Annotated in this window: 9 protein-coding genes and 1 pseudogene; 8 read left to right on the top strand and 2 right to left on the bottom strand. The window is 25.9% G+C overall.

Annotated elements, in window-relative coordinates; genetic code table 11:
* Positions 1-337: 337 nt before the first annotated feature.
* The 5 genes from Q0649_RS21450 (at position 338) to Q0649_RS21430 (ending at position 5,102) form a co-directional block, all read left to right on the top strand.
* The gene (locus Q0649_RS21450; protein ID WP_298846706.1) at positions 338-1,138 is read left to right on the top strand and encodes a ParA family protein; all 801 of its coding nucleotides are present in this window, start codon (positions 338-340) and stop codon (positions 1,136-1,138) included.
* A 1-nt stretch (position 1,139) separates the two neighbouring features.
* A complete protein-coding gene (locus tag Q0649_RS21445; protein WP_298846703.1) occupies positions 1,140-1,589 on the top strand; it encodes a hypothetical protein in 450 nt (149 codons plus the stop codon).
* 334 nt (positions 1,590-1,923) lie between these two features.
* Positions 1,924-3,084, top strand: coding sequence for a replication initiation protein (locus Q0649_RS21440; protein WP_298846700.1), 1,161 nt, complete (start codon positions 1,924-1,926; stop codon positions 3,082-3,084).
* A 472-nt stretch (positions 3,085-3,556) separates the two neighbouring features.
* A complete protein-coding gene (locus Q0649_RS21435) occupies positions 3,557-4,771 on the top strand; it encodes a hypothetical protein (protein ID WP_298846697.1) in 1,215 nt (404 codons plus the stop codon).
* Complete coding sequence (locus Q0649_RS21430; protein WP_298846694.1) at positions 4,764-5,102, top strand: hypothetical protein; 339 nt, start codon at positions 4,764-4,766, stop codon at positions 5,100-5,102. Before Q0649_RS21435 ends, Q0649_RS21430 begins: the two co-directional genes overlap by 8 nt.
* Positions 5,103-5,221: 119 nt before the next feature.
* Here the strand turns inward: Q0649_RS21430 and Q0649_RS21425 are convergent, their stop codons facing one another.
* A complete protein-coding gene (locus Q0649_RS21425) occupies positions 5,222-5,470 on the bottom strand; it encodes a hypothetical protein (RefSeq protein WP_298846692.1) in 249 nt (82 codons plus the stop codon).
* Between the two features lies 1 nt (position 5,471).
* Positions 5,472-5,711, bottom strand: a complete 240-nt coding sequence (locus Q0649_RS21420; RefSeq protein WP_298846689.1) for a hypothetical protein — start codon at positions 5,709-5,711, stop codon at positions 5,472-5,474.
* Between the two features lie 223 nt (positions 5,712-5,934).
* On the opposite strand from Q0649_RS21420, the gene mobQ reads away from it, so the two are divergent.
* The 3 genes and pseudogenes from mobQ to Q0649_RS21405 all read left to right on the top strand — a co-directional run.
* Positions 5,935-7,977 carry a MobQ family relaxase gene (mobQ, locus tag Q0649_RS21415; protein ID WP_298846686.1) on the top strand — a complete coding sequence of 681 codons (2,043 nt, stop codon included), beginning with the start codon at positions 5,935-5,937 and terminating at the stop codon, positions 7,975-7,977.
* 324 nt (positions 7,978-8,301) lie between these two features.
* Positions 8,302-9,060: a DUF4046 domain-containing protein gene (locus Q0649_RS21410; protein WP_298846683.1), complete on the top strand. Its 759-nt coding sequence runs from the start codon at positions 8,302-8,304 to the stop codon at positions 9,058-9,060.
* 174 nt (positions 9,061-9,234) lie between these two features.
* Positions 9,235-9,561 (top strand): annotated as a pseudogene (locus Q0649_RS21405) (hypothetical protein); the annotation flags it as partial.

Raw genomic sequence — 9,561 nt, 5'->3', positions numbered from 1 at the left:
TGGAGTTCAGACGTGTGCTCTTCCGATCTGTTTATAACTCGATCTTTCATTGTTCATTGTTCATTGTTCATTGTTATTTGTTATTTGTTATAGGACAAGATCTCTTAAACATAACCCCTTAGTGATTTTAAGATTAATATATATATTATAAAAATAATAAAAATATATTATATAATACAATTAAAATATATTTTTATTGTATTTTGATTGTATTGTATAACTAATTGTATTATAATTGTGTTAGTTAATTATTTTAATATTAAATATTGTTCTAATTTATAACAAAATATGTTAATATTAGATGATAAAATATATTTATAATGAAGGAGAAAAATAAATGGCTAATCCGAAGATATTATCATTCGCAACCATGAAAGGTGGTACAGGTAAAACCAATGTAGCATTTAATTTAATAGGCTTCCTTGCAAAGGAGAATATGAAAGTCCTGGTTATAGATTTTGACTCTCAAGGAAATATGACTAGCAATTTTAATATAAGTCAATTTACCGAAAGGTATGATTCTATAAGTAATGTACTAAAAAATAATATTGCTCCTATGGAAGTAATTTTAGAAAAGCCTATTGATGCTATGCCTACTGTAGATTTAATACCTAGCGACAAAGGACTTACCGCTACTGAAATGGAACTTATATCTGTGACATTACGACATGGAATTATGAAGAAATGGATGAAAAATAATAAAGAGTATCTTTCTAAATATGACTATGTTATTTGTGACACTCCTCCCGCTATGAGTATTTCCAATTTGAATGCTTTGTTTATTTCAGACAGTATTATTATTGTAACAGAGATCGGAATGCATAGCATTCAGGGAGCAATGAATATAATGAGTCAATGGGATTCACTTTGTAATGAACTTGAAATAGAAAATAATATTTGTGGGTTGCTAATAAATAAATATGATAAACGAATTAAACTTTCAAAAGATTTTATAGATTATGTTAATCACAACCCTATACTTAAAGAGTTATCATTTGCAACTTTAATTCCCAATAATATAAAATTACAAGAAACATCATTGGTGAATTTACCTATTAGCTACTATAATGTAAAAAATGCAGGTTATCTAGCATATGTAGAATTTGTAAAAGAATTAAAAGAAATCGAGGCGATATAATATGGCAATACAAAAGGGAACTAAAATTAAAAACATGTTTACTAACGAAAGTGTTTTAGGATTAAAAGAACATAATTCACTATTACAAAAAAAAGAAGATATAAATCCTTCTTTAAATAAGACAGCAAAAGTAGAAGATCCTGCTAAAACTAAGGAAAATATAAAAGTATTTAATAAAACTAATGCAAGAGAAAAAAATGTAACAAATGAAGATTCTAAAGAAACCAAAGTGGTTGCAAATGATTCTCCAATACAACTTACCTTGAAAACTCAGAATAGAGATAAGAAAAAATATGTAACTTTTTTTATGAGAGAATCTACAATAGCATTAATTGCTGAATATTCAGGCCGTGGTGCAGGTAAAGATAGAACAGGGTACGATAAGTCGGAGTTTGTTGATTTATTACTGGTAAAGGCTATAAACGCTTTAAAATTCAACAAAGAAAAATAAATAAGTATAAATGTTTCTTTCTAAAAGATTGCAGTATGATTAGTTTAATGTTATCCACAGATTTTTAAAACCACAACAATATCCTCGTGTAGTAGTTTAAGAAAGTTTAAGAAGTTTTAAAAAGTTTTAAAGAGTTTCTTTTCAATCGGACAGTTGGTATGAGTGGTACAAGCTGGCGTGTCCACAACAAAAACCTACTAATGTATAACAAAAACCTACTTTATAATAACAAAAACCTACTAATCTACAACAAAAAAAAGACAATATGCAACAAAAACCTACCTGTTATTATTTTATTTTAACAATATATAGGTAACTTAGGAGGAGTGGAGAATTGATAATTAAAAAGAAGGAAATTATAAAGAGAGAAATTGTAAAGTCTAACAATTTAATTGAAGGTAGCTATAAATTAACAACATCTGAGAATAGGCTGATAGACCTTGCATTATCTAATCTTGAAGTTGTTATGTTAGATAAAAATTTATCAGCTGAAGATGTAAAGTCACTTATAAAACAAAAGGATTTCGAATTACTTTATGTATATGTTTCAGATTATAAAAAAGAATATAATATTAAAAACAATACTATATACTCTGAATTAGTAGATACCGCAAATAGACTATATAACAGGAATATAACATATCTTGAAAACAATGATTTAGTTAAAAAAAGATGGGTTATTACCTGTAAGATAGCTGAAGACAGAAGTGCAGTGGCCATTCAGTTTCACCCAGACTTAATTTCTGATCTATTAGTATTTAAAAGTGATTACACAAGATTTGATTTTGATGTTAAAAAATATATAAGAAGTTACTATGCTTGCAGAATATACGAATTATTAAAACAATATCAAGTATTTGGTCAAAGAATCTTTGAAGTGGGACAACTAAGGTTTTTGTTGGGAATAGAAGATACTGAATATCCACAGTACTCTAATTTTAAACAAAGAATTTTAAAACCTTCTGTAATACAGATTAATAAAGTTACAGATTTATATATCGAGCTAGATGATAGTACATATAAAGTTAATAAAAAGGTTGAAAAGTTAAAATTTAAGATGGTAAAACAATCAGTAACTTTTCAAGGAAAAGAACAAATAAGCTTCCTTGAAAATCCAGATACAGTACCATCTGAATATAATGAATACAATGTTGTAAAAGAGTTTAAAGAACTCTTAGGAGTTACAATAAGTCCTAAACAAATTGATAAACTTGTTGAAAAGGCATCTATTTCAATTAAAGAGAATCAATTGAGTATATCTATCAGACAGTACATAAAGGAAAAGAAATTAGTAATAGATGAATATGGAAAAAATAATGAGATAAAATCTTTTTTAGGTGCCCTGATGAGAGCAATTGAAGGAAATTGGACTTTGACATATAAGGAAACAAAGGGTGCTTTTAATGATTATGAGCAAAGAGAATATGATTTTGATGATTTAGAAAAAAAATTATTAGGATGGGATGTTGCTGATACTGTTGGTACAAGATCTTAAAGAACCTCATTTGATAAAGCAGCTTCAATGAGTAATACAACAAAATCCTCACATTTAGATGTTAAACAATTTATACATAACAAAAACCTACCTTAAGATGCGTATTTATAGGTAGGTTTGATATAGGATCAAGTAAAAATGCCATTTTTACTTGATAATGATCTATTTTAATTTCAAAAAAGTAGGAATGTGTTGTGTTAAATTTTTAAAAAGGTGATTTAGTGTTATACAGGACATAAAAGCGAGGATTTTGTTGTGGATGAGAATTCATTCTTTTATAAAAATAAATAGTAAAGTATCTAAAAAAAAGGAAAAGAGAATATTATAAAATCAAACATATTCAAATGACACTTAACTATCATTTATCTAATTAAAACATTGTTTTTTACATATAAGTGTAGTAAAATATAATTACAAGTGTCATTAAAGTGTCATTTAAAAAAATAAGCTTTAATTATAAAGGAGAATGAGGATGGATATTAAAAGATTAAATTGTGACTTTGGAAATAGTACAAATAATTTTATGGTGGATGGATATTACTTTGAAATTCCTACTAATGTTGTTGAAATTTCAGAAAAAGAAGCTTCAGAAATGTTTGTATCACCAATTACAGAAACGAAGGAATTACTCGATAGATTAGTTATTTCAACAAAGTACAATGATAAAGAAAAATTTTTTTTAGTAGGTGAATTTGCTGAAAAAAGTAAACTATCAAATTTGCATGTGAATAATATGCACGATAAGATAAAAAGTGTAATACCATACGCATCATTTTTAGCAGCTATAGCTTATTATACTAACTTAAAGTCATCTAAAGATGATAATACAGTTAATATAGATTATATGAGTATGATGCTGCCTATATGGCTGTTAAAGCGTGCGGAAAGATTTAGCATAGCTGAAAATCAAATGGAAAAAAGATTTTTAGGTGAGCATGAAGTTAAAATAATTACTTTAGGTATGGAAAAAACAATAAAAATAAATGTTCAAAATGCTAAATGTAGAATTGAATCTGAGGTTGCAAGACATGGAATAAATTATAAATTAGTAACTGATGATAATAGTGTTATGAAAATAGAAAAAAGACAAGAATTAACAAGTAAATTTAATGATTATGAAGTTGTTTTAGCAGATATAGGTGGAGGATCTACTGATGCAGTTATTCTAGGAAAAGCTCTTACGGCACCGAAAACAAGAGATAGTTTTAAAGTTATAGATATTGAACCATTTTTAGGTACACTTGAAACTTTTAGAAAAGAAAAAGGACTTCAATATTTTCATGATTTAGGGGTATTGGAGAAGTTTGTTGTTGCTAATTATAAAGAACAAAAATATATACTAAAAGATGAAAATATCGGAGAACAATTTGATTTCACTGATATGATAAAAGAAATGTTACAAGAGTATTCAGATATGTTAATATTACAGATATTTAATGCATTTAAAACTAAAAACAAGGTAATAAAATTTGTATATTTTGGTGGTGAAGCACCAATATTAGAACCATATATAAAAATATCATTACGTAAACATATGACAGATCAAGCAGCAGAAAATAATCATTTCTTTTTAAATGAAATATTAGAAGAGGACAAAAGAGAAATATTTAGACCTACAAGTCGAACTATAAATTTAACAGCATTAGAAATACTTTCAATAAATGAGATGGCAAAAAATAATGGGTGAACAAAAAAGAGGAAGAATGGTAGTAAATGCTAAAGAACTTCCAGATGATGTTTATAAAATATTAAATGAAAAAGCATTAAAACGATCATTAACACCTTTTATAATTGAGTTAGTGAGAGAAAGTATAAAAACAAAATTTGTACTTGAAAGATTAGATAAAATTGAATCTAAAATTGATAGTATTATTTATAATAATATTGGTATAAAAGAAAATTATATTAAGAAAATAGATGAACAAAATGAACAACTGAAAGAAGGTTTAATTGTTCACAATATAAATGGAGTAATTAGCGAAATTGATGAATCAGATGAAATAGAAAGTGATTTTTAAGGCTTAAATATATTATTTTTTATTTTAAAATTACTACAAATATATTATATGAAAATATTTAATGAAATAAGAAAATATAGATATTTTAAAATAAAAACTAATGCTGAATAACTTTAAAATTATTCAGCATTAGTTTTATACTTGATTGGAATATTATTTTTAATATATGATGAAAAAAGATTAAAAATTTCTTCTCTTTCTGTAAGGGTTAAATGTTCAATATCAAAATATTTTTCACATAAAGCACCAGTTTGAATTAAGAGTCTAGTACGATTTTTTCTATCTTGTTTATGTAATGAATTTTCAAGAGATTTTTTCTTTTGTTCTAAAATTTTAATTTTACAGTTAACTACATCAATATCATTCATACTATGCCTGCAAAGGAGGAGTACTAGGCTTATCATTTGTATTAGGCAAAGTATCAACATTAAAAGGTTTATTCATATCAATTAATTTAAAGATACTCTTTGTATCTAAAGAATTAATATCCCAAGATTTCAATAAGTAAATACCTATCTCTTTTTCTTGTTTTTCCTGTAATGTCTTCTTTCTATCTTGCAACTTTTTTATTTTTTCGTCAATGGAATTTAAACTAGTTTTACTAGCCATACTATCGCCTCATTTATTTATTTTAATTAATTGTACCATAATTAATGATAAAAGTAAAAATTTGAAAAGGGAATATTTAAGTGATATAATATTCCCAATACATAGTAAGGGCGCACTTATACACCACTATCATGGTGTGCGCGAAATTTTGAGAAAATTTATAAAAAATCGTCAAGCGTGATAAAAATTAACTTCGTTAATGTTGAGGAAAGGAGATAACATTATGGCAATATATCATTTATCAGGACAAATAATATCAAGATCAGGTAGTGATGGTAATACACGATCTTCTGTAGCTTGCGCTGCTTATCGAAGTGGTGAAAAATTATTTGATGAAAGAAGTCAAGAGACAAAACATTATACAAGAAGTATTGAACCAGTAACGAAAATATTAGCACCTGAAAATTCTCCTAGTTGGGTATTTGATAGAGAGAAGTTATGGAATGAAGTTGAAAAAGTTGAAAAGAGATATGATGCACAATTAGCAAGAGAATTTAATATTGCTTTACCAAATGAATTAAATATAAAAGAACAAGAAAAACTTGCATATGAATTTTGTCAAAAGGCTTTTGTTGATAAAGGAATGGTAGCAGATATTTGTATACATAATGATAAGAAAGATAACTCACATTTTCATGTTATGTTAACTATAAGACCGTTTAAAGAAAATGGGGATTGGGGAGCAAAAGCAAAAAAAGAATACATATTAGATAAAGATAATAATAAGATTAAATTAAAAAGCGGTCAATATAAATCTAGGAAAATAGATAGCACTGATTGGAATAAAAAAGAGACAATGCAATCGTGGAGAAAACAGTGGGAAGTAATGACAAATAAGGCATTAAAAAATAATGGAATAAGTGAAGTTATAACATGTGAAAGTAATAAAAATTTAGGAAATGAAAAGCAACCAACAATACATGAGGGGTATATAGCTAGAGATATAAATAGTAAGGGTAGGGAATCAGAAAAGATAAACAAGAATAAAGTTATTAATGAATATAACAATACTATAATTAACTTAGAAAAATATAAAGAAGAAAAAAAATTACATGATAATTATAAAAAGTTCTATAGAAAATTTTCTCCAAAAGAAAAAAGTATTTTGAAAAATGCAGCTAAAGAATTAAAAATATTTATTAATTATGAAAATGTAAATAATAGAATAGAGCAGTTAAAAAAATGGGAAAAATCTTTAAGTTTTAAAGATGAAAGTATAGATAAAACAAACAAACTAAATAGAGTTGATAAAGAAGAAAAAATACTTGATGAAGCAATTAGTATTTTGAAAACTGAAGCAGATAGATTTTTAAATGTAAACTATAGTAATTTGGATTTAAATAAATTAGATATTGATGAAAGAATTGAAATAGTTAATACTACGGTTGATAATAAAAAAATACTTAATGTTGACGAAATACTATTATTAAAAGATAAAGTAAAAGAAGAAAATTTGGAAAAATCGTTAGATAATATATTTAATAATAATACAAGATTCACAAAATCCGTTAAAGAAGATATTGATCACATAGAAACTGTTTTTAATGGAGTTGTAAAAAAATATAACATAGATTTATCAAAACCTGAAAGTGCTAAAAATGTACCTGATAAAACACTTAAAAATTTAGAAAAAATGTTTAATAGAAAAGTTGATTTAAAAAGCTCGTTGAAAATTATAAATAATATATATGATATTAAATTAGCTAAAATGTATCCTGAATGGGAAAGTAGAGTAAATCTAAAATTAGAAGAAAAAGAATTGTTTATTATGAGTAAAGAATACTTTGGTAAAACTTTAATGCCAGATGATTTTAAAAATGTACCTTGTAAATATAACTCGAAGCAACAAGAAGAAATTTTAAATATATTAGACGTAAATAATAATGAAAAGCTTAAAGAAAAATATCCTAATTTTAAAATAAATGAAGTGTATAAAAATATGTTTTATATGGAATGTCATTCGAATGAAAAATTAAATGAAGTATCCCAAAAATTAGTCAAAAATTATTTTAATAAAGATAACTTTATGAAAGATTTTAAAATATCAGAAAAAGGAATTATTAATGAAAAGAGTAATCCTAATATCAAAGATAATGTAAAATCTAATAGTGAAAAAAGTTTATTGTTTGATGTAATCAGTACTTTAATAAATGAAATAGATCAGAGGTTCCAAGAAGGTAAATTTGAAAATGATAGACAAAAGAAAAAATCACAAAAGAAAAAATTACAGAACTATAAAAGCAGAAGCCAAGAACCTAGTTTATAGTTAAAATTAATTTTATTTTGACCATCAATGAGTTATATATTCTTAACATATTTAAAAACGTTTTATACTGCTATTTAAGACGATTTTTATATTTAGGATATAATATAGCTAACTAAATAAAAAAGGCTTTAAAAAGGATATTTTTGGAGTGAATATATATTCAAACTGTCAGTACCGATTAAATAACAATAGCATTGCAATACTTAGTTTATCCTATAGATAGATAAATATAAAAGCCTATTCTATAGGATAAAGCTTTTTTATAAAGTGATTGATATTCAAAAGGTTTGTCTATAATTTAGATAGTTATGGAGGGCTATTGATATGTGTATAAACTTTAAAACTGATAATGATCTTGCTTATTTAGATGATATTGAAATATATGAGTTTTTATTACAAGGCACAATTTCGAACTTCCCATCAGGGTTCTGGGCTAATAGAAATGTAGAAGAAGCAAAAGAGGTTGCTATTAAATTGTTGAAATATTTAATTGGTGAGAGACTTAAATATAATAAAGATGATGTAAAAAGAGAAGTATCCAAGATGTTCTTAACCAAGTACAAACTCCATACTGCTTCAAAGTTATTTGGACGCTCAGCTATTCGTTATATAATATGTACTTATCCAGAGGACCAGTATCAGCCTTGGCAATTTAGTCATGATAAAGTACCTCAAAATTATTGGACAATAGAAAAAAACAGAGTTGATGCGTTAAAATATGTGTTTGAAGTTGAAATAAAATGGAATATAGAGGATGTAAAAGAAAAATTAACTTGGAGTCTTCTTGAGGAGAATGGACTAGGATCGTTACATTACTATTATTCTAGTTTATTTAGAATAATTAAAGCTGTGTATAAAATTGAAATATCACCCTGGGAGATAGTGAATAGTGAAGTTCCTAATGGCACATGGGAATCTGAAAGTAATAGGATCAGTGCTGTGAAATGGTTAATTTTAAAAACTAAATTACGAAATGAACAAATTAACAGAAAAGCTTTTGCTAGATATGGGTTAAGTAGGCTATTAGGTAAGTATTTTGGTGATAATGCAACAAGAGCTATAAGGGAAGCACTTGATGGTTGATAATATTTATAGTAAGTGCTACCCATAGAAAATCCATATTTATTTCAATTAACATTTTATAAAAATTATTTTCATTTTTCTTATAATTGTTTTGAATAAAAAAATATGTATGATAATATTATTATGAAATTATTATGAAATTATAATATTAAAATATATTTTAAGGGGATTAGCATGAGGAATATGAAAAGGGGTCTAAGTTTTCTTTTGGTATTAATGTTTATGTTCAGCTTAATTGGCTGCTCAAGTACATCTCAAAATACCACGTCAACAGTGTCTCCGCAACAAGTAGGAACTAATAAGGCTATAACTAAAGAAGTATCTAAAGAGAAAAAAAATACAATTTCAATTGGTAATGATATTAAAGTTGTAGATGGTACTTTAAAGGTTCATTATATAAATGTCGGACAAGGTGATTCAATATTAATACAGCAAGGTTCTCAAAATATGCTTATAGATACTGGAACAAATGCTTCAACTAGCTCATTGATGGCTTACTTA

The sequence above is a fragment of the uncultured Clostridium sp. genome (assembly GCF_937920395.1).
In the GTDB taxonomy this organism is placed as follows: Bacteria; Bacillota; Clostridia; order Clostridiales; family Clostridiaceae; genus Clostridium_AD.
Note: the sequence above shows the minus strand (reverse complement) of the source record. Positions and strands in the feature narration are given on the sequence as shown.